19 protein-coding genes and 1 tRNA gene are annotated in these 25,490 nt (G+C 51.3%); 6 read left to right on the top strand and 14 right to left on the bottom strand.

Going from position 1 to position 25,490, the window contains the following annotated elements; genetic code table 11:
• Positions 1–26: 26 nt before the first annotated feature.
• The 4 genes from BZG73_RS00890 to mutY all read right to left on the bottom strand — a co-directional run bounded on the left by BZG73_RS00890 (position 27) and on the right by mutY (position 2,837).
• Positions 27–102 (bottom strand) — tRNA-Phe (locus BZG73_RS00890).
• Positions 103–237: 135 nt separating this feature from the next.
• A complete protein-coding gene (gene mltC, locus BZG73_RS00885; RefSeq protein ID WP_101494445.1) occupies positions 238–1,380 on the bottom strand; it encodes a membrane-bound lytic murein transglycosylase MltC in 1,143 nt (380 codons plus the stop codon).
• A gap of 99 nt (positions 1,381–1,479) precedes the next feature.
• Positions 1,480–1,752: an oxidative damage protection protein gene (locus BZG73_RS00880; protein WP_046074030.1), complete on the bottom strand. Its 273-nt coding sequence runs from the start codon at positions 1,750–1,752 to the stop codon at positions 1,480–1,482.
• Positions 1,749–2,837 carry an A/G-specific adenine glycosylase gene (gene mutY, locus BZG73_RS00875; RefSeq protein ID WP_077667343.1) on the bottom strand — a complete coding sequence of 363 codons (1,089 nt, stop codon included), beginning with the start codon at positions 2,835–2,837 and terminating at the stop codon, positions 1,749–1,751. The genes BZG73_RS00880 and mutY overlap by 4 nt, the downstream gene beginning before the upstream one ends.
• Positions 2,838–3,038: 201 nt before the next feature.
• On the opposite strand from mutY, the gene trmB reads away from it, so the two are divergent.
• Both trmB and glsB read left to right on the top strand, forming a co-directional pair.
• Entirely contained in the window at positions 3,039–3,755 is a 717-nt protein-coding gene (gene trmB / locus BZG73_RS00870) for a tRNA (guanosine(46)-N7)-methyltransferase TrmB (RefSeq protein WP_046074032.1), read from the top strand.
• Positions 3,756–3,843: 88 nt separating this feature from the next.
• On the top strand, positions 3,844–4,764 hold the full coding sequence (gene glsB, locus BZG73_RS00865) for a glutaminase B (protein WP_077667342.1): 921 nt from the start codon (positions 3,844–3,846) through the stop codon (positions 4,762–4,764).
• 121 nt (positions 4,765–4,885) lie between these two features.
• Here the strand turns inward: glsB and hemL are convergent, their stop codons facing one another.
• Positions 4,886–6,178, bottom strand: a complete 1,293-nt coding sequence (gene hemL, locus BZG73_RS00860; protein ID WP_077578758.1) for a glutamate-1-semialdehyde 2,1-aminomutase — start codon at positions 6,176–6,178, stop codon at positions 4,886–4,888.
• 213 nt (positions 6,179–6,391) lie between these two features.
• Between hemL and erpA the strand changes: the two genes are divergently transcribed.
• Entirely contained in the window at positions 6,392–6,733 is a 342-nt protein-coding gene (gene erpA / locus BZG73_RS00855; RefSeq protein ID WP_021022145.1) for an iron-sulfur cluster insertion protein ErpA, read from the top strand.
• Positions 6,734–6,809: 76 nt separating this feature from the next.
• Here the strand turns inward: erpA and BZG73_RS00850 are convergent, their stop codons facing one another.
• Entirely contained in the window at positions 6,810–8,132 is a 1,323-nt protein-coding gene (locus BZG73_RS00850; protein ID WP_077667341.1) for a peptidoglycan DD-metalloendopeptidase family protein, read from the bottom strand.
• Positions 8,133–8,376: 244 nt separating this feature from the next.
• Here BZG73_RS00850 and tyrS point away from each other — a divergent pair, with 244 nt between their 5' ends.
• Positions 8,377–9,564 (top strand): tyrosine--tRNA ligase, encoded by a 1,188-nt coding sequence (tyrS, locus tag BZG73_RS00845; RefSeq protein ID WP_077578760.1) that lies wholly within the window; start codon positions 8,377–8,379, stop codon positions 9,562–9,564.
• A gap of 113 nt (positions 9,565–9,677) precedes the next feature.
• Here the strand turns inward: tyrS and BZG73_RS00840 are convergent, their stop codons facing one another.
• The 7 genes from BZG73_RS00840 to gltB all read right to left on the bottom strand — a co-directional run bounded on the left by BZG73_RS00840 (position 9,678) and on the right by gltB (position 19,535).
• A complete protein-coding gene (locus tag BZG73_RS00840; protein WP_077606124.1) occupies positions 9,678–10,241 on the bottom strand; it encodes a flavodoxin family protein in 564 nt (187 codons plus the stop codon).
• 101 nt (positions 10,242–10,342) lie between these two features.
• Positions 10,343–10,957 carry a TRIC cation channel family protein gene (locus BZG73_RS00835; RefSeq protein ID WP_077667373.1) on the bottom strand — a complete coding sequence of 205 codons (615 nt, stop codon included), beginning with the start codon at positions 10,955–10,957 and terminating at the stop codon, positions 10,343–10,345.
• Positions 10,958–10,977: 20 nt separating this feature from the next.
• Positions 10,978–11,826, bottom strand: coding sequence for a vitamin B12 ABC transporter substrate-binding protein BtuF (gene btuF, locus BZG73_RS00830; protein ID WP_101494444.1), 849 nt, complete (start codon positions 11,824–11,826; stop codon positions 10,978–10,980).
• Between the two features lie 12 nt (positions 11,827–11,838).
• The gene (locus BZG73_RS00825; RefSeq protein WP_046074046.1) at positions 11,839–12,798 is read right to left on the bottom strand and encodes a cobalamin biosynthesis protein; all 960 of its coding nucleotides are present in this window, start codon (positions 12,796–12,798) and stop codon (positions 11,839–11,841) included.
• A gap of 12 nt (positions 12,799–12,810) precedes the next feature.
• Entirely contained in the window at positions 12,811–13,506 is a 696-nt protein-coding gene (gene mtnN, locus BZG73_RS00820; protein WP_046074047.1) for a 5'-methylthioadenosine/S-adenosylhomocysteine nucleosidase, read from the bottom strand.
• Positions 13,507–13,643: 137 nt separating this feature from the next.
• Positions 13,644–15,056 (bottom strand): FAD-dependent oxidoreductase, encoded by a 1,413-nt coding sequence (locus BZG73_RS00815; RefSeq protein WP_046074048.1) that lies wholly within the window; start codon positions 15,054–15,056, stop codon positions 13,644–13,646.
• 12 nt (positions 15,057–15,068) lie between these two features.
• Positions 15,069–19,535, bottom strand: coding sequence for a glutamate synthase large subunit (gene gltB / locus BZG73_RS00810; protein WP_077578763.1), 4,467 nt, complete (start codon positions 19,533–19,535; stop codon positions 15,069–15,071).
• A 614-nt stretch (positions 19,536–20,149) separates the two neighbouring features.
• Here gltB and BZG73_RS00805 point away from each other — a divergent pair.
• Positions 20,150–21,943, top strand: a complete 1,794-nt coding sequence (locus tag BZG73_RS00805; protein WP_077667340.1) for a GGDEF domain-containing protein — start codon at positions 20,150–20,152, stop codon at positions 21,941–21,943.
• A 9-nt stretch (positions 21,944–21,952) separates the two neighbouring features.
• Positions 21,953–24,307: an aerobic respiration two-component sensor histidine kinase ArcB gene (gene arcB, locus BZG73_RS00800; protein WP_046074050.1), complete on the top strand. Its 2,355-nt coding sequence runs from the start codon at positions 21,953–21,955 to the stop codon at positions 24,305–24,307.
• Positions 24,308–24,434: 127 nt separating this feature from the next.
• Here the strand turns inward: arcB and arcA are convergent, their stop codons facing one another.
• Positions 24,435–25,154, bottom strand: a complete 720-nt coding sequence (arcA, locus tag BZG73_RS00795; RefSeq protein WP_046074051.1) for a two-component system response regulator ArcA — start codon at positions 25,152–25,154, stop codon at positions 24,435–24,437.
• Between the last annotated feature and the right edge of the window lie 336 nt (positions 25,155–25,490).

The following is a 25,490-nucleotide window of genomic DNA, read 5'->3' as shown; positions in this document are numbered from 1 at the left end:
GTGTGTCACACCATTATTTCATTATATGGTGCCCGGAGGCGGAATCGAACCACCGACACGGGGATTTTCAATCCCCTGCTCTACCGACTGAGCTATCCGGGCTAACGGGGCGCTATTAAACGGATTTTCCGTGTCACCGTCAACTGTTTTTTTGAAAAAAGTGCTGATATCGCATTGTTTGGATAAAAACCCAGCGAAGTGCGATAAAAACAAGCAAAAATCGGCGCTCACCACCCTTTATTGGGGGAGTTTAGAAAACGCTTTTTGATAGCGTGTGACCTTTTGCAAGTAGCGCCGAGACTCCGAAGAGGGGTGGCGGTGAGTCAATGCCCAATAGACTTGATTCGGGCGCAGCTTGTTTAAATCCTGCATGGCTCGGCGTCTATTGCTGTCAAACGTGCGCAGGACATTCCCTGTTCCGCCGTTATAAGCGGAGATCATGCTGTAGTGCAAAGAGAGTGGATCGCGCACGGCTTTAAGATAGCGGTTTTTAAGAATGTAAAAATAGGCAGTGCCTGTATCAATATTTCGCTCAGGATCAAAAAGATACTTAGGCGTAGGTTGACCACTACGCTTCTTTACCAGCTTGAATACATCGCGGCCAGCCGTTTTGGGAACCACCTGCATTAATCCATACGCATTGGCCCAACTCACTGCATAAGGATTAAAACTGCTTTCGGTTTTGATGATCGCATAAATCAGTTTTTCAGAGATGCCGTAACGCTTGGATGCACGGCGGACGATATCGGCATATTGATAACTGCGCTTGGCAACATGATCGTTCACCATGGGAATGGTGACGTAATACATGTTTTGAAAACGCACTTTTTTCTTTTTTAACCGCTTGTCAATTAGGTAGTTAGCAAAGCGATTGGCGCGCCACTCCCAAGTAATGGTTTTTCCTTCATGATCCACCACTTGTCCTTCGAGAAATGGGCGCCCATTGAGTGGCACTTTCGCCGCAGAATACAGATCGACGGAAGCCGGATCTCGGGGCGTGAGTAAGGTGGTGACGATGGCTTGTTTGAGGTGAGACTTCGGTGCATCAGTGGCGACGGTTTCCACGCGGATAACACCGCGTTCAAAATCAATGCGCGCCCGACTTTTGTAATTGTCTGTGTATTTGACGTAATCCCGTTTGCCTGACACGAACACTTGGTTTTCGCCCCAGCGCACCTCAATGTTGCCGGTGAACTGGCTAATCAGTTGATTCAGGGCGTCGATGTCTTTTTCGAACTGGCCGGGGATAGGCGCTAGATTTTTAGCAAACCGATTGGTGGTTTGATAATCCACGCCCACGTAYTKYTCKACGCTTTCGCGGCTACAACCGGACAGCAAGGTGCTAAAACAGCACACCAACAAGCAAAGTATTCGCGTCATCGTTATTGCATTAGTATAAAAAACACCCGCACCGAGATTAACACAATGCGGGTGCTTTGTAGCCTTGGCAATGCCCGAGTGTGGACGGGGCCGCGTTAATTAGGCCTCGGGTGGCACATAACCGTCGATATGCACATCTTGGCCTTCGAATAGAAACTTCACCATTTCTTCTTCGATCACCTTACGGTGCTCAGGATCCATCATGTTGAGTTTTTTCTCGTTAATGAGCATGGTCTGCTTTTTCTGCCACTCAGCCCAGGCTTCTTTGGAAATGTTGTCATAAATGCGTTTGCCGAGCTCGCCGGGATAAAGCTGGAAATCTAGCCCGTCGGCTTCTTTTTGTAGACGTTGGCAAAATACGGTACGGCTCATAATCTAGGCTCCTTGTCATCGCCTGTGAGATGTTGTTGGCGCTCGTGTTCTACTAAGGTTAACAGCTTTTTCACTGGTGCGGCTAACCCAACTTTTGCTGGTTGCGACAAGTTATACCAAAGCCCTTGGTTTGCTTCCATGATGATTTGCGGCCGTTCATTAACACGCACCTTGACGGGGACAATATCGAGGTGAAAGTGGCTAAACGTGTGTCTAAACGCGGTGAGCACCTCAGTGTGAGTCGGTTTGATCCCCTGAAGCTTGTCGGCAATATCGACATCAAGTGTATGCTCTGATGCTTCCGGTAAGCACCATAGCCCGCCCCATAGCCCACTGGGCGGACGCTGCTCTAACCAGATATCGTCTTGGTATTGAATGAGTAAAAAGCTGACTTGCTTTACGGGCAGAGTCTTTTTGGGCTTTTTACCGGGAAAATCAAGCTGACGACCTTGTGCGCGCGCTTCACAGCGCTCTGCGACTGGGCAAAGTTCGCACTTAGGCTTGCTGCGGGTACAGACCATGGCACCCATATCCATCATCGCTTGGTTATATTTATCGGTATCTGTGGCGGGCGTGAGTGCTCCAGCGATGTCCCAAAGCTTGTTTTCTACCGGCTTTTTTCCCGGCCACCCCTCGATGGCATAGCAGCGTGCCAAGGTGCGTTTGACGTTGCCATCCAAAATAGGGTGGGGCTGATTAAGCGATAATGATAGTACCGCGCCGGCAGTTGAGCGTCCGACACCAGGTAGCGCCATGACTTGCTCAAGCGTGGTAGGAAACACGCCGTTGTGTTCGCGTGCGATCACTTGTGCCGCTTTGTGTAGGTTGCGCGCGCGGGCGTAATAGCCAAGTCCTGTCCATAGGTGCAACACTTCGTCTTGTTCGGCATTCGCTAAATCGGTGACTGTTGGAAAGCGCGTCATAAAGCGCTCAAAGTATGGGATCACCGTGCTCACTTGGGTTTGCTGCAGCATGATCTCGCTGAGCCAGACCTTATACGGGGTTTTGTTTTGCTGCCAAGGCAGGGTTTTACGGCCATATTGCTCGTACCAGTTTAAAATGGCGTCGGAAAAAGATTGACTCACTGTGCTCTCTCTTATTGTTTTGCTCACACGTGCACAAAGGCAGGTCACAGGGTACACTAACCCGAGGGCGCACTAATAGGATCCGTGCTGCCAACTTGCGCAATGGCGAAAACTTTGCATAATGCGCAGTCCGTTTAGATTTCCAACAATCGATGGTCTTTTTCACCACCATCACTAACACTGCATCACAGGCACTCAATCATGACTGAAGTCACTAAAACCGAACTGACCGAGGATGGCAAAGTTATTCGTAAAGTACGCAGCTTTGTGCGTCGCGAAGGCCGTTTAACCAAAGGCCAAGAGCAAGCGCTCAACGAGTCTTGGCCGACCATGGGCATTGACTTCGAGGCAACCGAACTGGATTGGCAGCAGGTGTTTGGCAACGATAACCCAGTGGTGCTGGAAATCGGTTTTGGTATGGGCGCATCCCTGGTGGAGATGGCTAAAAATGCGCCTGAGAAAAACTTTGTGGGTATTGAAGTCCACACCCCAGGCGTGGGTGCTTGTTTGATGGCCGCGCGCGAAGCGGGCGTTAGCAATCTACGTGTGATGTGTCATGATGCGGTGGAGGTGTTTGAGCAAATGTTGCCGAAAGACAGCCTCGACACGGTTCAGCTGTTTTTCCCTGACCCTTGGCATAAAAAACGTCACCATAAGCGCCGCATTGTCCAATTGCCATTTGCAGAAATGGTACGCGATAAATTGAAAGTGGGCGGCGTTTTTCATATGGCGACCGACTGGGAAAACTATGCCGAACATATGATTGACGTGATGGAAGCCGCGCCTCACTATCAGAACGTGGCGCAAGAGGGGCTTTATGTGCCACGCCCTGACGATCGTCCTCTCACTAAATTTGAGCAGCGTGGGCAGCGTCTTGGCCACGGTGTTTGGGATATCAAATATACGCGTACCGCATAAAAACGCGCGTGTGCTTCGGTGTCACAGACACGCTTAAAGCCAACCTAGCGTTGGCTTTTTTGTCCTATGTTGTAGAAGGATCCTGCCGGTGAAACCCAGTGCGCAATTACTCGAGCAAATTCTTGCTGATGTTCGGCCATTAATTGGACAAGGTAAGGTGGCTGACTATATTCCGGCATTAGCGGATGTGGCTCATCACAAACTCGGTATCGCCGTGTGTTATAACGATGGCGATGTGATCCGTGCCGGTGATGCGGATGAGGCATTCTCTATTCAATCGATCTCCAAGGTGTTGAGCCTGACACTGGCGATGCAAAACTATCAAGCCGAGGAGATCTGGACGCGTGTGGGCAAAGAGCCCTCGGGACAAGCGTTTAACTCGTTAATTCAGCTTGAGATGGAGCAAGGGATCCCACGTAATCCCTTTATTAACGCCGGTGCCTTGGTGGTCAGCGATATGCTACACACGCGCCAATCTGCGCCGCGCCAACGTATGCTAGAGTTTGTTCGCCATCTCGCTGACAACCCGCACCTTTGTTATGACAAAGGGGTGGCGGATTCAGAAATGCTGCACAGTGACAGAAACGCGGCGATTGCGTACCTGATGCGCGCGTTTGGTAACTTTGATAACGATGTGGTGCCGGTATTAACCAACTACTTTCATTACTGCGCGTTAGAGATGAGCTGTGTCGATCTAGCGAAGGCGTTCTTTTATCTGGCCAATAAAGGGACACCGCTGTCTGACAGCGCCGCGATTTTAAGTCCTACACAAAGTAAACAGATGAATGCCTTATTGGCCACTTGTGGCTTGTATGATGGTGCGGGTGAATTTGCTTATCGCGTAGGCATGCCGGGTAAGTCTGGCGTGGGGGGAGGCATTATTGCCATTGTACCTGGCGAGATGTCGATTGCCGTCTGGTCGCCGGAGCTAGACCCTTCAGGTAATTCACTGGCAGGGACGGCCGCGTTGGAGCTATTGTCGGCGAGAATTGGTCGCTCGATATTCTAATGTGTCTCGATTGTTGTGCCGATCATAAGGGCAATATTCACGCCGCTTTAACCTATAAAGGCCTCGCAGCACGCTGCGGGGCCTTTTTACTGGGCAAATACGCTCTGATGTCGTAATGAGTTTACGCGTCAGCCGCCAATGTCGCGAAAGCGTGATCGGCCGCGGCGAGCGTAGCGTCCACTTCTTTTTGACCGTGAGCTAAGCAGGTAAAGCAGGCCTCAAACGCGGAAGGTGCCAAGTAGACCCCTTGCTCGAGCATTAAGTGGAAGAAACGCTTGAAGCGCTCGGTGTCACACTGTTGCACATCTTTAAAGCAGGTGACGGTCTCTTGCTCGGTGAAGAAGAAGCCAAACATCGCGCCTGCTTGGTTGGTGGTCAGCGCAATACCGTGTTTGTCAGCCAAGGACTTAAACCCTTCTGCGAGCTGATGGGTAACATGGGTCAAGTAATCGTGGTTACCTGGCTGACGTAGCTCAGACAAACAGGCGTGCCCGGCCGCCATGGCGACGGGGTTCCCCGCCAGTGTTCCCGCTTGGTATACCGGACCTGTCGGTGCCAAGTATTCCATCACTTCGCGACGTCCGCCAAAGGCACCCACCGGCATACCACCACCGACAATTTTACCCAGTGTGGTTAAGTCAGGTTTTACGTCGTAGTAAGCTTGTGCGCCACCTAACGCCACGCGGAAGCCAGTCATGACTTCATCAAAAATCAGTAAGGCACCGAACTCGTCGCACAACTCGCGCAGGCCTTGTAAGAAACCCGGTTGCGGCGGCACACAGTTCATGTTGCCCGATACCGGCTCAACAATGATACAGGCAACATCTTCAGGGTAAGTTTCGAATGTGTGGCGTACCGACTCAAGATCGTTATAGGTGCAGGTCAGTGTGTGCTTGGCAAAGTCGGCCGGCACTCCTGGCGAGTTGGGCTCACCGAGGGTGAGGGCACCAGACCCCGCTTTGACCAGCAAGCAATCGCCATGGCCGTGATAGTTGCCCTCAAATTTAATGAACTTATCGCGTTTGGTAAATCCGCGCGCAAGACGAATAGCGCTCATGGTCGCCTCAGTGCCTGAGTTCACCATGCGTACCATTTCCATCGAAGGCACTAGCTCTGCAACCAGCTCCGACAAGGTTGTTTCACTCTCGGTTGGCGCACCAAAGCTGAGGCCACGCTGTGCGGCATCCACCACGGCTTCGCGGATAGCACTGTGATTATGGCCTAAGATCATCGGGCCCCATGAGCCGACAAAATCTATATAGGCTTTGCCGTCGGCATCAAAAATATACGCGCCGTCAGCACGCTCCATGAAGACAGGGTCGCCGCCGACACCGGCAAAAGCACGCACGGGAGAATTCACGCCACCGGGAATGGTGCGTCTAGCTTGTTGAAAAAGTTGTGCTGATTTGGTCATGACATATCCTGTTTGGTAAGGCTTGGCCTAAATTGCGTTGGCGTATTTTAACCAAAGATACGGAACACTGGCGAGGTAGAGTATGATTTCGTTAAGACAAGATTGGCAATTAATACGTACTGATCACAGTTGCGATCAAACGCGCAATACTTGAACACTTTACTCAGGTATTAGATAATCCCATACTTAGCACAAAGAGCATGTGAGGTAACAATGAGCGAAGCACCTTTGCCGTTAGAGTTTTCTGAGGCCGCGGCAACCAAGGTAAAGACGCTGATTCAGGAAGAAGAAAACCCCAACCTGAAGTTGCGCGTCTATATCACCGGTGGTGGCTGTAGCGGCTTCCAATATGGTTTTACCTTCGATGAAAACGTCAATGAAGGGGATATGGAGATCGAAAAAAGCGGCGTGATGCTGGTGGTTGATCCTATGAGCTTACAGTACCTGATGGGCGGTAAGGTCGACTACACTGAGGGCCTTGAAGGATCGCGCTTTTTCATTGATAACCCCAATGCCACGACCACCTGTGGCTGTGGTGCATCGTTTAGCGTCTAACCTTTTTATGGCGACGTTCAGCTTTTTGAGATAAAAAACGGCGCCTTTGAGCGCCGTTTTTTATGCGCCAAGGCGATTAGCCACCTCGGTTGTAATGATTCAAGCTGCCCACGGTGGCCAGTAACTGATTAAACTTACTTAGCTGAGCCATACGCGATTCGGCCAGTCGCACAAACGCCTTTTTCTGTTCGCCTTGCAACGACTTCGCCTCAGGCAGCTTTACCGTCCGCGGGTTTTTGTGTACCCCATGGACGAGAAACTCATAGTGCAAGTGTGCGCCCGTCACGCGCCCTGTTGAGCCTAGCGTACCAATGATATCCCCTTGTTTGACTCGCTGGCCGGTTTTCACTTTACGCTTGGTCAGGTGCAAATATTTGGTGATATAGGTCGAGCTGTGGCGGATAAACACATAGTTGCCGTTGAAGCGGTTATACGAGGCTTTCATCACCACGCCGTCCCCAGCTGCTTTTATGGGGGTACCCACTGGCGCAACATAGTCGGTACCACGGTGAGGCTTTACACGACCAGTGACCGGGTGCAAACGACGTGGGTTGAAGTTTGAGCTAACATAGCGGAAGTTAACCGGTGAGCGTAAAAACGCTTTTTTCATCGCTTTACCACTCGGCGTGTAGTACTTACCATTTTTTGCGCGTACTGCCGTAAAGGTATCTCCTCGGTTAGTGAAGGTCGCGGCGAGGATATTACCACTGCCAATATGCTCCCCTTCCACAAACTCTTCTTCATACAACACGGAGAAGCTATCACCATTGCGAATATCAAGGGCAAAATCCACATCCCAACCAAAGATCCCCGCCAATTGCATGATCTGATTTGGGTTTAATCCAGCATCCGAGGCTGCTTGCCAGAAGTTTGACTTGATGGTCGCGCGCGCAAAGTTTAGCTGCGTATCCACGTGCTTGGTTTCAATACGTGATTGATAGCTATCATCAATTTTGTTGACGATCAGCGTTTCATTACTGCCTCGAGGCTGAATGAGCTGCACCAGTTCGCCGTCATCGTCTACCCCTAGGCGTACTTCATCGCCTGGATTTAAGTAAGCGAGGGTTTGCGTTCTTTCGTCGGCATTCACAAGGCGATAAAGGGTCGTTGGGCTTAACCCCGCACGGCTGAACAGTAGCGCCATGCTCTCGCCAGGCTGCACTTCATAGGTTTGCCAGTTGATATTGCGCTTAAACTGCGCGGGCATCTCATCTTTGGGAGGCAGTAATGAGACCGCTTTAACCGGTAACGGGTAATGTTTACCCGGTTCGAAATTAGGTTTAGGGCGCGGCGTATCGGCGCCGTCTGGTACCAAGATTAATAAGACAATGAATGCGCTCAATGCACCGATAACGAGTTTATGTAACTTAGGTAAGGCTGAGAGTTTATTTAACGGCATGAAGACTATGTTGAATCACTACGAATAAAGTTATGACAGTCAGACACCCAATCGGTTTTATTGGGGATGATGCCCTGAAGTAGATTTGACACGGCTGACACAAAGACCACAAACATCTTTTGACGGCAGCCGCTGCGCGCACCCTGTACACACTCTATCAGTTTAACTGGTTTCAAAAACTGTCGCTATTCGAGTAGTATGTCGGTTTATCACATTTTTGCCTATTGGGTAGGAGCAAGAGACTATGGCGAGCCTGGAAGCTGCGCTAGCAGAACTAAAACGTGGCGTAGATGAAGTAATCCCGGAAGACGAGCTGGTGGCAAAGCTGAAAGAGGATCGTCCTCTTCGCATCAAACTTGGCGCGGACCCCACCGCACCCGATATCCACCTGGGTCACACAGTGATCCTTAATAAGCTGCGAGCTTTTCAAGCGCTTGGCCACGAAGTGATCTTCTTGATTGGTGATTATACCGGTATGGTGGGTGACCCAAGTGGTAAAAATACTACCCGTCCACCATTGACACGTGAACAGGTGCTGCAAAATGCAGAGACCTATAAAGAGCAGGTGTTCAAAATTCTGGATCCGGCGAAAACGCGTATCGAATTCAACTCGAAATGGCTAGGGGAGCTGGGCACAGATGGCATGATCCGTTTGGCGGCAAGCTCGACCGTGGCTCGCATGCTTGAGCGTGATGACTTTAAAAAGCGTTATACCAGCAACCAAGCCATTGCTATCCATGAGTTTATCTACCCACTGCTTCAAGGGCACGATTCGGTGGCACTGGAAGCTGACGTTGAGCTGGGCGGCACTGACCAAAAGTTCAATTTGCTGATGGGGCGTGAGCTACAAAAGCAAGCAGGACAGAAGCCGCAAGTGGTGATGACCATGCCACTGCTGGTTGGGTTAGATGGCGTTAAAAAGATGTCGAAGTCAGCACACAACTACATTGGTGTGAGCGAACGCCCGGATGATATGTTCGGTAAAATCATGTCGATTTCTGACGATCTGATGTGGGATTACTATGAGCTGCTGTCTTTCCGTCCCCTCGAGGAAATCGTCCAATTTAAGCAGGACGTACAAGCGGGTAAAAACCCACGTGATATTAAGATCCTGCTAGCCAAAGAAATCATCGCGCGTTTCCACTCCGAAGCCGACGCCGATGCCGCTGAGCAAACGTTCGTCAATCGCTTCCAAAAAGGCGCGATGCCGGATGAAATGCCAAGCTTCACCTTCGAGCAAGGTATGGCGATTGCTAACCTATTAAAAGAGGCGGGGTTGGTTAACTCCACCTCGGATGCGCTGCGTATGGTTCGCCAAGGCGCGGTGAAAATTGATGGCGAAAAAGTCGAAGATACCAAGTTAGTGCCTGCCGCGGGTGAAGCCGTTTACCAAGTGGGAAAACGCAAGTTTGCTCGGGTGACGCTCAGCTAAACCGCACCCTAGCTGGCGTATTCAGCAGCCACTGAGAGTGCAAAACCCTCGCATGACGCGAGGGTTTTTTATATCAAATACTCAACACCGATAGTGGGACTGGCGCTTAGCCACTAGGTGTGCCAAACGCCTTTTAGTGCACGTACCATGTGTTGACCAAGATAAAACGCCGTTTGTAGGCAGGCTTCGTTAGGTTGATCATCGTCTGGCGTGTGTGCAGTCACCCCAAGGCTTGTGCCACTTGGATTAATCTTTTCCACCCCTATGTTGGCGCGACCTAGACTTAACCACAGCATGTCATGCTGGCTGGCTAAGGTTTGGAAATACTGCAGTGTCTGTGGCTGGTCACCTCCTGGGTAGGTGCCTACGGTAAAGCCTGCCGCGTACTTTCCTCGCCAGTCTTGGCGCTCCCAGGTGGGGCTAGAGGCATCGGCAAACGCCTTAAATTGGGCGCTCGGTCCACCCATGTAGGTTGGCGCACCGAAGATAATCGCATCAACGTCTTTAAGCTTTTCAAACACCTTGTCATCGACAAAGCGTCCGTTTTCAATCATGTCTGGCTCAATGCGGTAAACCACAGGTTCGGCATCGCCGGCATGAATGCCTTCCGCAATCGTGGTGGCTAGCGCATGAGTATGATCGTCGACAGAATGATAAATGATGGCAATGCTGATCATAGTGGCTCCTTTACTGAGACTGTACGTCAGACCTTAGGGTGTGTTGTCTAAATTTCAACCGCTGTCTATTCAGGCTCGGCATACTGTCCCAATAATGGCTTTTAAGACCTGTCTAGCGCGAATGGTGGCAAGGACAAATGCCAGCGGATCGCCGCTAAGCGAATCAATAGTGTGGTGACCATACCCACAATAGAGGCAGTGACAGAGCCCGGGCTGACTTGAACGGCGAGCGTATGAACGATGCCGCCAGCAATACAGGCAGTGGCATACACTTCTGTTCTCAGCACCATAGGTACTTCGCGCGCGAGCACATCACGAATAATGCCGCCGCCACACGCGGTGATCACGCCCATGATCACCGCTACCAAGGGAGATGCGCCACAACTCAGGGCTTTATCGACACCGATACCCACAAAGACCGCCAACCCAATGGCATCGGCACAAGGCAGCACGTACCAGGGGAGACGGCGAGGGTGACGGATAAGTAGCATAGTGGCCACACAGGTGGCTAAAATCACCCAGATATAGGTGGTGTCGGTGATCCAAAACGCAGGTTTGGCGCCCATCGCCATATCTCGCACTGTCCCGCCGCCAATGGCGGTTGCACAGGCGAGAACGACCACGCCAAAGGGATCCATACGCAGACGGCCCGCCACCAGCACCCCGGAAATTGCGAACACGGCCGTACCGAATAAGTCGAATAAATACAAAATCATGGTCTGAGTCATGCTAAATCCTATTGTGCCTGACGGACTTCATCGAGGGCGGTACAAATTTGCTCGGCGGCGTTTAATGCACGAGGGGTCGCGCGAGTGAGCCAATCCGGGTTAAGTGACCAAGTAAACTGGCGCGTCGCCTTAGGCAGCAACTCAGCCATTGAATGCCAACTGTCTGGTAGCTGCTCGCCTGTGTGGAAAAGCACTTTGGGGGCACGTGTGATGACTTGTTCCATATTGACTTGTGGATAGGCGGCGGGGCTGTCGGCGAAGATATTTTTCCCTCCACATAAACGAAATAACTGACTCGGCCAGGCTCGGTTACTGGCGGTCATCAGTGGCGTGTCACTGAGTAAGTAAAAGTAGGGAACGGGCTCTGCACTGCGGTACTGGGCGTTTAATTGCGCCAGCTTTTGATCAAAGGCGTTAGCATTGCGTGTGGCGATGTCTGGGCTCTCGCTATAATGACCCAGCTCGCGAATAAACTGACCAATATCACTGAGCGTGTCTGGGTTGAGGTAACGGATGGTAAAGCCTAATTCCGCCAAGGCTTCCAGAGGTTTGGGCGGATTCCCGCCGCGCCAAGCTAAAATAAGATCCGGTTGCAGGGCGATAATGCGTTCGAGTTTGACTCCCCGATAGTTGGCCACGCGTTCGAGCGACTGAGCCGGCTGCGGATAATCACTGTAGGCACTTGCAGCGACCATATTGGGGCCAAGCCCAGCGGCATAAGCCAGCTCTGTGGCGTGGGGGGCGAGACTAATCACTCGCAACGGAGTGGCGTGAGCAAAAGGCATCCATGTTAAGGCCAAGACAAGCCAACAGGCTTGCAAGCGAAAAAGGGTACAAAGGGCACGAAAACGTGGCATCAATCAGTGTCCTTAAACGATTAAAACCAAGGAGCATAACCCGAGCCAGATTAAAACACTGTGGGTTAACTTCAAGCGCAGCAATAAAAGGTGATAACAAGCAGGGGTGACCCCATAGCCAATTTTGGTTCTCAAGGTCTTAGTACCTTGATAAACAGCCGGGCCGCCTAGAGAGAGCTGGAAGCGACTACCTGCACACGCGAGTAGCCAACCTGAACCAGGCGTTCGCCAGCGTCTGCCCTGCTGCCAGCCGGTTTTTAGGTGTGACCAAGGTTGACGGCTCATTGCCACGATCACAGCAAACAGCCCCATTGGCACTATATCCAACAGGTTCAATAAGCGGGCGCTGGCGAGTCCAAACGGGTAATAGCTTAAGCGGCTTGGGGTCCAAACGCGGTGAAGGTGTACCAAGCTGGTGTATAGCAAGGCACCCACACCGCCTGCGAGCAGATAATAAAATATCACGCAAACACAGTGCCGCGCTGTGCCAAGAAGCAGTGTTTCCGCGCCCGCTTTTCCTATTCCGATCAATGACAGAGACTCGGTTTCACGATTGACGCGTGTGGCGAGCAACGCGCGCGCTGCGCCCTTGTCATGTTGGTCTATCGCATGGGCGATGGTGTGGCCAAACTTATCGATTGGCCGCCAATCAAGTGCGAGCCAGAGCAATATGGCATCGAACAGGGGACGCGACCAAACGAGCTCTCGGGTGGCGATTAAAAAAATGGCGAGGGTGCCACCCATCAACATTAAGGCGAGCGCACCGGCAAGCTTACGCTGGCGCTTAGGGTCTGTATCTTTGTTGACTTGGCTCGCGAGCAAGTCGGCATACTGTCGCCAGTATTGAAACGGAGAGTATTGACTGGGCAATGGGAGTAGCCAGTGCACTAATACCGCCAACCACAGCGCCCATAAGCGGCCTTGGTCGGCGGCGTAGATCATCCATTGTTGCGGATTGAGCAAATCATCCATGGGGTTGAGTGATCAGGCGTCGATCATTGCGATCATGTTTTCCACCATGGCCGATGAGCTTTTGGCCGCTAACGGCAGAAACTCTTCAAAGGTCATGGGTGACTCTTTTTCTGCCACGACATCGGAGATGGCGCGCACTACCACAAAAGGCGTGGCAAACTGGGCACACACTTGCGCGATCGCTGCCGCTTCCATTTCGGCGGCCACCGCATCTGGGAAGTGGGTATAGATATGTTGGCGGTGGGCATCGGTGTGCACAAAGGTATCGGCGGTACAGATCAAGCCACGCACCACATGTGTTTGGCTGTCCACTGCTTTTTCTGCGAGTTGCATTAATGCTTCATCGGATTCGAAGACCGCCGGTTGCTGCGGCACTTGTCCCATTTGATAGCCGAATGCAGTGGCATCCGCATCGTGATAGCAGACTTTGGAAGACACTACCACATCACCCAGATTGAGTGAGGGCTCAAACGCACCGGCCGACCCTGTGTTGATCACCCAGTCAGGTTTGAATTGTGATAGCAGCAAGCTGGTACCAACGGCAGCAGCAACCTTACCGATGCCAGACTGAAGTAACACGATATCATGGCCTTGCAAAGTGCCAGTATAAAAGGTGCAGCCGCCTTCTTGGTGAGTGGCGCTGTTTTCCAGCTTGTCGCGCAGTAGAGTGACTTCTTGCTCCATGGCGCCAATAATGCCGATTTTCATGCTGATAATCCTGTTCGTGTAAATGCCGTTAGTGTACATGAGGCAATAAAAAAGTGCCTCCCTGAGGCACTTCTGGATAGATAACATCGATGTCTACGTGAACGATGTCGGACGATGCCTTTGGTGCGTCGCCCGCGCTATACTTCTAGGTAGTCCATGATGCCTTCTGCTGCTTTGCGACCTTCATCAATGGCCGTCACCACCAAATCGGAGCCGCGCACCGCATCGCCCCCGGCAAAAATTTTGGGGTTCGTAGTTTGGTACAAGATATCACCTTTTGCGGGCGCTTGGATTCGTCCGCGCTCATCAAGGGCGACATCGTAAGGTTCTAGCCACTCCATCGCGTGTGGCTGAAAACCAAAGGCCATGATCACCGCGTCCGCTTCCAGCACATGCTCACTGCCCTCAATTGGCTCTGGGCGGCGGCGACCCGCAGCATCAGGCTCTCCGAGCTGGGTTTTCACCACAGTGACGCCGCTAACATTGCCATTACCGTCGACTTCAATCCCTAACGGTTGCAGGTTGAACATAAAGTTCACCCCTTCTTCGCGGGCATTTTTGACCTCACGGCGCGAGCCAGGCATGTTTTCCTCATCACGACGATAGGCACAAGTGACACTGGCGGCTTGTTGACGAATCGAGGTACGGACACAGTCCATCGCGGTATCTCCCCCTCCAAGCACCACGACACGTTTCCCCGCCATATCGATGAACGGTGGAGCGTTGTCCAGAGCCATCACCTTATAGGTGTTGGAGACTAAGAAGGGCAGCGCATCAAAGACGCCGGGCGCATCTTCATTGGCGAGGCCTGCACGCATATACTTGTAGGTGCCAACCCCTAAGAAAACCGCATCGTAGTCATCGACCAAGGTTTGCATGTCGATATCTTTACCTACTTCGGTGTTGAGGCGAAACTCAACCCCCATCTCGGTAAAGACACGCTGACGATGCCGCATCACATCTTTTTCCAGCTTAAAAGATGGAATGCCAAAGGTGAGCAAGCCCCCAATTTCTGGGTAGCGGTCAAAGACCACGGGTTTTACCCCGTTGCGGACCAGTACATCGGCGCAGGCGAGTCCTGCTGGGCCGGCACCAATCACAGCGACTTTTTTATCTGTCCACTCAACATGTGACATGTCAGGCTTCCAGCCCATCTCAAAGGCTTTGTCCGTGATGTACTTTTCGACATTGCCGATGGTGACGGCGCCAAAGTCGTCGTTGAGGGTGCAGTCCCCCTCGCAGAGACGGTCTTGTGGGCACACGCGACCACATACCTCGGGCAGGCTATTGGTTTGGTGCGACAGCTCAACCGCTTCTATAATCCGACCCTCGTTGGCGAGCTTGAGCCACTGCGGAATATAGTTGTGCACTGGGCACTTCCATTCACAGTAGGGGTTGCCACAGTCAAGACAACGATCCGCTTGTGCTGACACCTCTTTTTCAGTGAAGGGTTCATAGATTTCAACGAACTCAATTTTGCGCGTTTCAATCGCTTTTTTGCGCGGGTCAATGCGCTGCACATCAATAAACTGATAGATGTTCTGGCTCATGGGTCCCTCCTTTTACTGCGCCTGAACGCGCAGCTCAGCAGCGCTGCGACTTTGGTGGCCTAATAAGGTATTCACATCAGCGGCTTTCGGTTTGACGAGGTAGAAACGGTGTACCCAAGTGTCAAAGTCATCGAGCAGCTGTTGTGCACGATCCGAGCCGGTCAGCTCGAAGTGTTGGGCTATCAGGCCACGTAAGTGCTCTTGATGGATAGCCAAAGCCTCCAACGACAGCGCTTCAACCAACTCAGGGTTGATACGACCGTTAAAATCGCCCTCTTCATCCAGCACGTATGCGAAGCCACCGGTCATCCCAGCGCCAAAGTTGACCCCGGTGCGACCGAGAATGGCCACAATGCCTCCCGTCATGTATTCACACGCATTGTCGCCCGCGCCTTCCACAATGGCATGGACACCTGAGTTACGCACGGCAAAACGCTCACCGGCTTTACCGGCCGCAAACAATTTGCCCCCAGTGGCACCGTATAGGCAGGTGTTACCCATGATGGTGGACTCATGACTGGCAAATGCTGAGCCGATAGGGGGCCGGATCACAATCTGTCCGCCGCTCATGCCTTTTCCGACGTAGTCGTTAGCATCCCCAATAAGGGTGATGTTCACTCCCGCGGCATTCCATACCCCGAGCGATTGGCCAGCGGTACCTTGCAGCTGGACATCCAGCGGGTTAGCTGCCATTCCGGTATTGCCGTAACGCTTGGCAATCGCACCAGACAAGCTGGCACCGACTGAACGGTCGGTATTACGAACAGACTTGTAGACACTGGCACTGTGGTTGGCCGCAATAGCTTCACCCAGCTCACTAAGCAGGGCTTGGTTAAGCTCAGCCTTGTCAAATGGCGTGTTAGGCTCACTGCAATACAAGGTTTTACCTGGCCACGGCGTTGGCGCATCGAGAATATGGCTTAGGTCGAGCTTCAGTTGCTTGGCGGTAAAGCCATCAACCGCCTCAAGGAGGTCGGTTCGACCAATCAGATCGGTGAGCTTTTCCACCCCTAGTTCGGCCAGCAGCTCGCGCACTTCTTCCCCTAGGCCTTTGAAGAAGTTCATCACTTGCTCGGGCAGGCCTTTAAAGTACTCACTACGCAAGGTTTCATCTTGAGTAGCAACGCCAGTTGCACAGTTATTGAGGTGGCAAATACGAAGGTATTTACAGCCAAGTGCGACCATAGGGGCGGTACCAAAGCCAAAGCTTTCTGCGCCTAAGATAGCGGCTTTGACAATGTCTAAACCGGTTTTTAGGCCCCCGTCGACTTGTAAACGGATCTTATGGCGCAAGCCGTTTTCAACCAGTGCTTGCTGAGTTTCAGCGAGCCCCAATTCCCATGGGCTACCTGCATATTTTACCGAGGTGAGCGGGCTGGCACCTGTCCCACCGTCGTACCCTGAGATGGTTATTAGGTCGGCGTACGCTTTGGCCACCCCGGTGGCAATGGTGCCTACGCCTGGCTCTGAAACCAGCTTAACCGACACGAGTGCCTGCGGATTAACTTGTTTGAGATCGAAGATCAGCTGGGCTAAATCCTCAATCGAGTAAATATCATGATGCGGCGGTGGCGAAATCAAGGTCACGCCGGGGACGGAGAAACGCAGTTTAGCAATTTCTGCTGTCACCTTATGGCCAGGCAGTTGTCCACCTTCTCCGGGCTTCGCGCCTTGGGCAACCTTGATTTGCAGCACATCCGCATTGGTCAGATAGTGCGGGGTGACGCCAAAACGGCCAGATGCAATCTGTTTGATGCGTGAATTGCGTTCGCTATTGAAACGACGTGGGTCTTCGCCTCCTTCGCCGGAGTTTGAGTGGCCACCTAGACGGTTCATGGCAATAGCCAGCGCTTCGTGCGCTTCCGGGCTCAAGGCACCGATAGACATTGCCGCCGAGTCAAACCGTTTGAACAGCTCCGTTGCCGGCTCTACACGCTCGAGCGCAACCGGTGAGGCCGCTTTTTTCAGTTGCATTAAATCGCGCAAGGTTGCCACAGGACGCTCGTTCACGGTTTTAGCGTAGGTTTTGTAATCCATGGCTTCGCCAGATCGCACCGCGCTTTGCAAGTTGGTCACCACATCTGGGTTATACGCGTGGTACTCGCCATCGTGGACATACTTAAGCAGACCGCCATGTTCTAGCGGTTTACGCTTGATCCATGCTCGGCGAGATAGGTTGATCAAATCTTGTTGGAAATCATCAAAATTGGCCCCTTGAATGCGGCTAGCCACGCCTTTAAAGCAAAGCTCAATCACATCTTGGTGCAAGCCAACCGCCTCGAACAACTGCGAGCAACGGTAAGAGGCAATGGTCGAAATCCCCATTTTTGACATGATCTTGTAAAGGCCTTTATTAATGCCATTACGGAAGTTGACCATCACATCGCGATACGGCTTATCGACGGCGCCAATATCGACCAAGTTCGCCAGTGTTTCATAGGCTAAGTAAGGATAAACCGCCGTGGCACCAAACCCGAGTAACACCGCAAATTGATGGGGGTCGCGAGCACTGCCGGTTTCGATAATGATGTTGGCATCACAGCGTAGGTTTTGGTTAACCAAGCGTTTTTGCACCGCACCGACCGCCATTGCCGCAGGAATCGGCAGCGTATCTTTATTGATACTGCGGTCAGAGAGCACCACAAGAACGGTGCCATCACGGACACAACGCTCGGCCTGATCGCATAAATCGAGGATGGCTTGATGAAGATCTTTTTCGTTCGGATCGTAATTAATATCTAAAATGCTGTTGCGATAATAGGTATCGTCCAGCTCGAGCAGTTGCACCAGATCCGAGAACAAAAGAACCGGAGACTTAAACGCGACCCGCTCGGCGTGCCCATCGGTTTCACAGAACACATTCATTTCACGGCCAATACAGGTGGCCAGAGACATCACGTGGTTCTCGCGCAGCGGATCAATCGGTGGGTTAGTCACCTGGGCAAATTTTTGCCGGAAGTAATCGCTCACACAGCGTGGACGCGACGATAGTACCGCCATTGGCGTATCATCACCCATGGAGCCAGTGGCTTCTTGGCCAATATCGCCCAGCACTTTGACGACCTGATCCACTTCCTCATTCGACATCCCAAACAGCTTTTGATAGGTCTTAAGCTGGGCGTCTTTAAGGTTACGGCTGCCTTCACTGGTGTCAGGATCTAAGTCTTCAAACGGTGTGAGACGACGGACATGTTGGTCCAGCCACTCACGATACGGATGACGGCTTTTTAGCTCATCATCGATTTCACCTGAGTGCCAAATCTTCCCTTCGCGGGTATCGATCACTAAAAGCTCACCCGGGCCCACGCGGCCTTTTTCTGACACTTCGTCAGGTGCGTAATCCCAGATCCCAATCTCGGAGGCGAGGGTAATAAACTTATCTTTGGTAACCACATAGCGCGCCGGACGCAGGCCGTTGCGGTCAAGATTACAGGCGGCATAGCGGCCGTCTGACATCACGATGCCCGCTGGCCCGTCCCATGGCTCCATATGCATGGAGTTAAAGTCATAAAATGCGCGCAGTTCATCATCCATATCTGGGTGATTTTGCCATGCGGGCGGCACCAGTAAGCGCATAGCCCGGAATAAGTCCATCCCACCGGCGAGAAAAACTTCCATCATGTTGTCGAGGCTTGAGGAATCAGACCCTGATTCATTCACAAACGGGGCGGCTTGATGTAAGTCAGGCAACAAAGGGGAGTTAAATTTGTATGCACGTGTGCGTGCCCACTGACGGTTCCCCTCAATGGTGTTGATTTCGCCGTTGTGGGCAAGGTATCTAAAGGGCTGTGCGAGCGGCCAGCGTGGTTGAGTATTGGTACTGAAACGCTGGTGGAACAAGCAGATAGATGACTCTAGGCGCAGATCCGCGAGATCGGTGTAAAAACGAGGCAGATCCGCTGGCATACACAACCCTTTGTAAACAATGGTTTGTGTGGATAGGCTGGTGACATAAAAGTCAGCATCGTCTGCCAAGGCTTTTTCTGCACGGCGACGCGCAATATACAGGCGTCGCTCTAAATCGCGTGCGCGCCAGCCTGCTGGACCATTGATAAACACTTGTTCAATGACCGGTTGAGACTGTTTGGCGATATCCCCGAGTACATCTGGGTTGGTCGGTACGGTCCGCCATCCCACCACTGATAGCGTTTCAGCGTTGATTTCTTGCTCGAAGCGTTGTTTGGCTTGTTGGGCTTTTGCCGGATCGGCACTGAGAAAAATCATGCCGACCGCATATAGACGGCTCAGCTTCCATTGGTTTTGCTCAGCAATAAGGCGGAAAAAGCGGTCGGGCTTTTGCAGTAGTAGCCCACAACCATCGCCTGTCTTGCCGTCAGAGTTGATGCCACCTCGGTGGGTCATGCGGTCAAGTGCAGCGATAGCAGTACGAACCAGTTTGTGGCTGGGCTCCCCCTCTTGATGGGCGATAAGGCCAAAACCACAGTTATCTTTTTCCAGCATTGGGTTGTACAGCGACATTGCAATTCTCCCTTGCTACTGCGTTACGCGCAGTGATTGCATTTATTGTCGTGATCCTCCTGACCACTCTGAACAGATTCGCTTTGTGACTGTGCGCTCGTTATGTTGTGATTTTTTAACGAGAAAAGTCGGTGATCTACGCTCTAACTCACTGTTTTATCGATGGATTGACAGAGAATACACAGGCAAAGCGCTATTCAGCGACCTTCCAAATTAACGGTAAACCTTGCAAAGGTCAAATTTTTATATGCATCCTTTATGCATAGCAATAGAAGTATGTCTTTATTGTAAATGACTGATGTAAAAGTATTTATTGTGGTTTTTTTGATGAATAATATCTATTCGCAATTATGCCATTTTGTTAAATAATTATTAAATAAAAGGCGAATTCGAGTAGATATTCTAGCTTTGATGATGAATAAAGAAGGGTGCGTTATATGCTTTCTCTTTCATAGCAAAAAGCACTGTCAATTGATGTAATAAAATAACAAATGATATTCGCAAAGCTGTGAACAGGACAATCACGCGTTCTATCAAAACTGTGGCAGAATACGTCGCCGGTGAGGTAGGGCGTGAATACGATCAAGGACAGTAATAAGGCAGACAGGAGTGGCATGGCGTTTTTTAGTTTTAGCTTGGTTTTCGTGTTAGGCGCTTTGCTTGGCTACGGTTGGCGCGCGCGTCGAGCGACACTGGCGTTATCCGATTGGCGGGTTTACATGGCCGGGTTAGACACGCCACATGCGATTGTCACGGCCGATGATGGTGATATCTTGTATGCCAATGCACCTTGTGTGGAGTCTTTTTCGCTGGTAGGTAGCCACAACCGGTTTAAAACCGCCAATGAAAAACAACAGCAAGCGGTGCGCGCTTTTATTGTGGCGCAGCGTTGGCCTCAGCCATTTTCTAATGTTGAAGCCAAAGTCAGAGCCCCGGGCGCGAATCGGGTGCGGGTTGAGGTGACCTTATCTGGCTTGCCGATCCGCTGTCGCGGCAAGCGTGCCTGGCTCATTTCATTTTCTGCCTCTGAGTCCAACACGCAATGGCACCTGCAGCAACAAGAACAAGGTGTGCTTTTAAGCGTGATTAATTCCTTGGCGGAGCTCGTATGCTTTCAAGATGTTGAGGGAAACGTGGTGGGTACGAACGCCGCCTTTGACCGCTTCTGGCAGGGCCGAGAGCAGGAAGCAGTGCTTTGGCAAGCCGGTGAGCCGCTTTCCGAGCCGCGAACAGTACGTACCTGGGCGACACAACATCATGATCAGAGCTGCTTATTGGAAACGAATATCACAACGCTTAAAAATGATAAGCAGGAAGTGATAGGCACATTGAGTATTAGCCATGATGTGACCAATTGGCACCAGATGCAGGAGCGGTTACAAAAAGAWGCACAACAGCGTCACTCGGTTGAGCAAGTGCTGGAGCAGCGAAGTAACTTGCTCAGTGCGATTTTCCAAGCGAGTGTCGACCCTATCGGTATTTTTGATCAAGACTATTATCACTTGGCGTGTAATCAAGCGTATGCCGATGCGCTTGGCACCACCATTGAAGCGCTCGAGAATGCACCGGCGCAATATGTGGTGGATCCGGAGATATTTGATCAACACAAAGCGCGTGATAAACAGGTGCTAGAAACGGGTGGAACCATTACCTATGAAGATGTCATTTTAACGGATACGGGTGAGCAAACTTGGTATGAGGTGACCAAGTCACGCATTCAAGATCCGGTCACGTTGGCACCGGCTGTGCTGCTGATGGCACGTGATATCACCGAACGGAAAGAGACACAACAACAGTTAGCCGATGCCATCATGGCACTGCAGGAGCTCAGCTTTGTTGATAGCCTTACTCAAGTGGCTAACCGACGCAGTCTTGACGAGCAATTGAGCACGCTGTGGCGTTCACACGCCAGAGAGCAGACCCCCCTGGCGTTTATTCTTTGCGATATAGATCATTTTAAGCTTTACAACGATCACTATGGCCACCAGCGGGGTGACTGGGCCTTACAGCAAGTGGCCAAGGCGCTAAAATCGTCCGTTCATCGCCCGATGGATATGGTTGCCCGTTATGGGGGGGAAGAATTTGCGATTGTCTTACCACAGACAGGGCTAAACGGCGCGATGGATGTGGCTGAACGGGCGAGGCAAGCGATATTAGCGGCGAACATCGAACACTTGGACGCGGCATCCACCCAGCAACTGACGATGAGCCTGGGGGCGGCGTGTATGATCCCAGCGCCGGATCAAGATTATGGCGATTTGGTACAATGCGCGGATCGTGCGTTATATCAAGCCAAGCGACATGGCCGCAATCGTGTGAGTGTGCTGCAAGGTGCCTCTCATTCTCGCCCATCAAACAAGCAACGAGCCTCGGTGGCTGAATCAATTCACTTCGAATCTGGCGGTTAATAAGCCTATATGAAACAACTTAAAGTCCTTGCCCAATATTACGTCGACTTGCTGGTCAAGTTAGGCATAGTGCGCTTTAGCATGCTACTGGCTTTGGCGCTCGTGGCGCTCGCGGTAGTGGTGCAAGTGGGGATTACCTTAGTCCTTGAAGGCACGGTTCAAAATATTGATATCATTCGCTCGGTTTTCTTTGGCCTGGTGATCACGCCGTGGGCGGTTTACTTTCTGTCGGTGGTGGTTGATCAACTGGAGGAGTCTCGTCAGCGGTTATCAAAACTGGTTTCTAAGCTGGAAGAAATGCGTGCGCGTGATATGCGCCTTAACCGCCAACTCACCGAAAATATTGAGCAACTCAACTCGGAAATAGAAGAGCGTGAGAAAGCGGAGAGTGCGCGGCAGCAGGCGATTAAAGATCTTGAAAACGAAGTTTATCAGCGTGAAAAAGCGCAGTTGGAGCTGGCGGAGCAAACCGCCTTACTCCGCTCTTTCATTGATGCTTCCCCAGATTTGATTTACTACCGCAACGCTGATGGTCAGTTCTCGGGTTGTAACCGAGCGATGGAAGAGCTAACCGGTTATGACGAGAAAACGCTCAAAGGGCTGACACCTTGGGACGTTTATCGCGAAGATATCGCTGAAAAAGTGGTCGAAACCGACCAGCAAGTGTTTGACGCCAATGTGTCGATAACCTACGAGCAATGGCTTGAATATCAAGACGGGCGTAAAGCCTATTTTGAATTACGCAAAGTGCCTTTCTTTGCCCGAGATGGGCGGCACCTTGGGCTGCTTGGTTTTGGGCGAGAAATTACTGAGCGTAAGCGCTACCAAGATGCGCTTGAAAAAGCGAGCCGAGAAAAAACAGCGTTTATTTCCACCATTAGTCATGAATTGCGCACCCCGCTCAATGGGATTGTTGGGCTAAGCCGCATGTTGCTGGAGTCAAACTTGGATGATAAGCAACGTAATTATCTGCGGACGATTTATGTCAGTGCGATCACGTTGGGAAATATTTTTAACGACATCATTGATTTAGACAAATCTGATCGCAAACGTCTTTCTCTGCATCCCACCAGTGTGGATTTAAATGAGTTTGTTACCGAAATCGACAATATTTCAGGGTTGATGGCCGAGCAAAAGGGCTTACGTTTTGAACTTGAGCGAGTGACCGAACTCCCTGACTATGTGGCGGTTGATACGACGAGGCTGCGGCAAATCCTATGGAATCTCGTCGGTAATGCGGTCAAGTTTACCAAGCAAGGCTGTGTGATCATTACAGTCAGTGCGGAAGTAGACGGTGACCAAGCCCATTTATGCTTTGACGTTGAAGACAGTGGTATCGGGATCCCCGCGGATGAACAAGACAAGATTTTTGCCATGTATTACCAAGTTAAACAGGCAGGGGAAAACCTACATGCCGTTGGGACAGGTATTGGCTTGGCGGTATCGCGCAAATTGGCCCGTTTGATGGGGGGGGATATTACCCTCGACAGTGAAGAGGGCGAGGGGAGTACCTTTACGGTTACCGTCAAGGTGCCATTGAGTGAGCCTGGAGAAGACGAAACACCGGCACTCACCCCAGTGGAAAGCAGGCTGCGTATTTTATTGGTGGAGGATATTGAGCTCAATATTACTGTTGCTACCAGCTTGCTTGAGAGTTTGGGGCACCAGGTGACCGTCGCTCGCGATGGGCAGTCGGCGTTAGATGTGTTCTCGCCAGACGCGTTTGATCTGGCGCTGCTCGACATTCAACTGCCCGATATGACCGGTTTTGATATCGCGGCTACTTGGCGAGAGCAGTATGCGCAACTGCCACCTTTAGTTGCGCTGACCGCCAATGTTATTAATGACAAAAATAGCTATCTTGCCAACGGAATGGACGATGCGATCAGCAAACCCATTAGTGTGAGTGCGCTTAACCAGGTGATTGAGCAGTATGCTTTGTCATCAAACATGGTGACAGACGTCGAGAGTGTGAATGAGCCCGCGCCGAGCCGTCCTATCGCGAATGAACAAGCAGAGCGGTTACTCGATATGGATATGCTCACTGGGTATGTGGAGTTAGTGGGTATAGACCCTGTGAAACAAAGCATTGAGATGTTTGAGTCAACCATGCCAGAGTACATCGCCATCCTCGACTCGAATATGACGGCACGAGATCAAGAAGGCATTGTTTCTGAAGCGCACAAAATTAAGGGCGCTGCAGGATCGGTGGGACTCAAGCATATTCAAAAAGTGGCGCAAAAAGCACAGTCACCCGACCTCCCCGCGTGGTGGGAAAACATTGCGGATTGGATTGATGAAATCAAAGATGGCTATCAGCACGACCTGGATGTGCTCAAAGCGTGGTTAGACGAGCAAGCGTAGCGCTTCTGGCTGGCGAGCCCACTGAGAAACCAGCAAGCGACAAAGAGAAAAAAGGCGCCTTAATCGGCGCCTTTTTCTTGAGTTCGACACGCAGTCTTTAAACCATGCACCGTCTCTCAACGACTCTTTATTGCTCTTCGATTTCACCGCAGAAGCGATAACCTTCACCATGGATGGTCGCAATGATCTCTGGTGTGTCATTGTGCGATTCGAAATGTTTACGGATCCGGCGGATCGTGACATCCACGGTACGATCGTGCGGCTTAAGTTCTCGACCCGTCATTTTCTTAAGCAGCTCAGCACGCGTCTGAATTTTGCCTGGGTTTTCACAGAAGTGAAGCAGGGCGCGGAACTCAGAGCGAGGCAGCTTAAAGGTTTCCCCTTCTGGGTTAATGAGCGAGCGACTGTTGATGTCGAGTGTCCAACCGTTAAAGACATACACGTCGACGTTACGCTTTTCTTCGCTGTCGTTGACACTGCTCATGGCACGTGTGAGCAGGTTACGCGCACGGATAGTCAGTTCGCGTGGGTTGAACGGTTTGGTAATGTAGTCGTCGGCACCGATTTCGAGCCCGAGAATCTTGTCGACTTCATTGTCACGCCCAGTGAGGAACATCAGCGCCATGTCACCTTGTTCACGCAATTCGCGCGCGAGCAACAAGCCGTTTTTACCTGGCAAGTTAATATCCATGATCACTAAGTGAACATGATGGTTAGACAGGACTTGATGCATTTCGTCGCCATCGCTGGCTTCAAACACATTGTAACCTTCCGCTTCAAAGATACTTTTCAGCGTGTTACGTGTGACCTGTTCATCTTCTACAATCAGAATTTGCGGGGTTTGCATTGGCGATACCTAATATCTAAATAGAATCCGGTTGCACTTCACAGTCTAGACTGTCTAGCCTGTGAAAAAAATTTACAAAAATGCGAGGAGTGTCTACCGCGAACCTCGCAACTAACATATGGCACGCCATCCATAGAGAAGTGTTCGTCGATGCTAGACAACGCACCGTGAGTTCCAGCTTAAGACGGGGCGTGGCAGTATGAGTGCACCACCAAGCCAATCACTCTGATATCCATTAATTATCGCCAATTGTATTCATTTAACAGCACGCTAACAATATATTAGGATAAGGGTTGATGATTTTTTTCATCCTTTATTGACCCCAATCAAAAGCAT

The organism is Salinivibrio siamensis, assembly GCF_001996005.1.
Classification (GTDB): domain Bacteria; phylum Pseudomonadota; class Gammaproteobacteria; order Enterobacterales; family Vibrionaceae; genus Salinivibrio; species Salinivibrio siamensis.
Note: the sequence above shows the minus strand (reverse complement) of the source record. Positions and strands in the feature narration are given on the sequence as shown.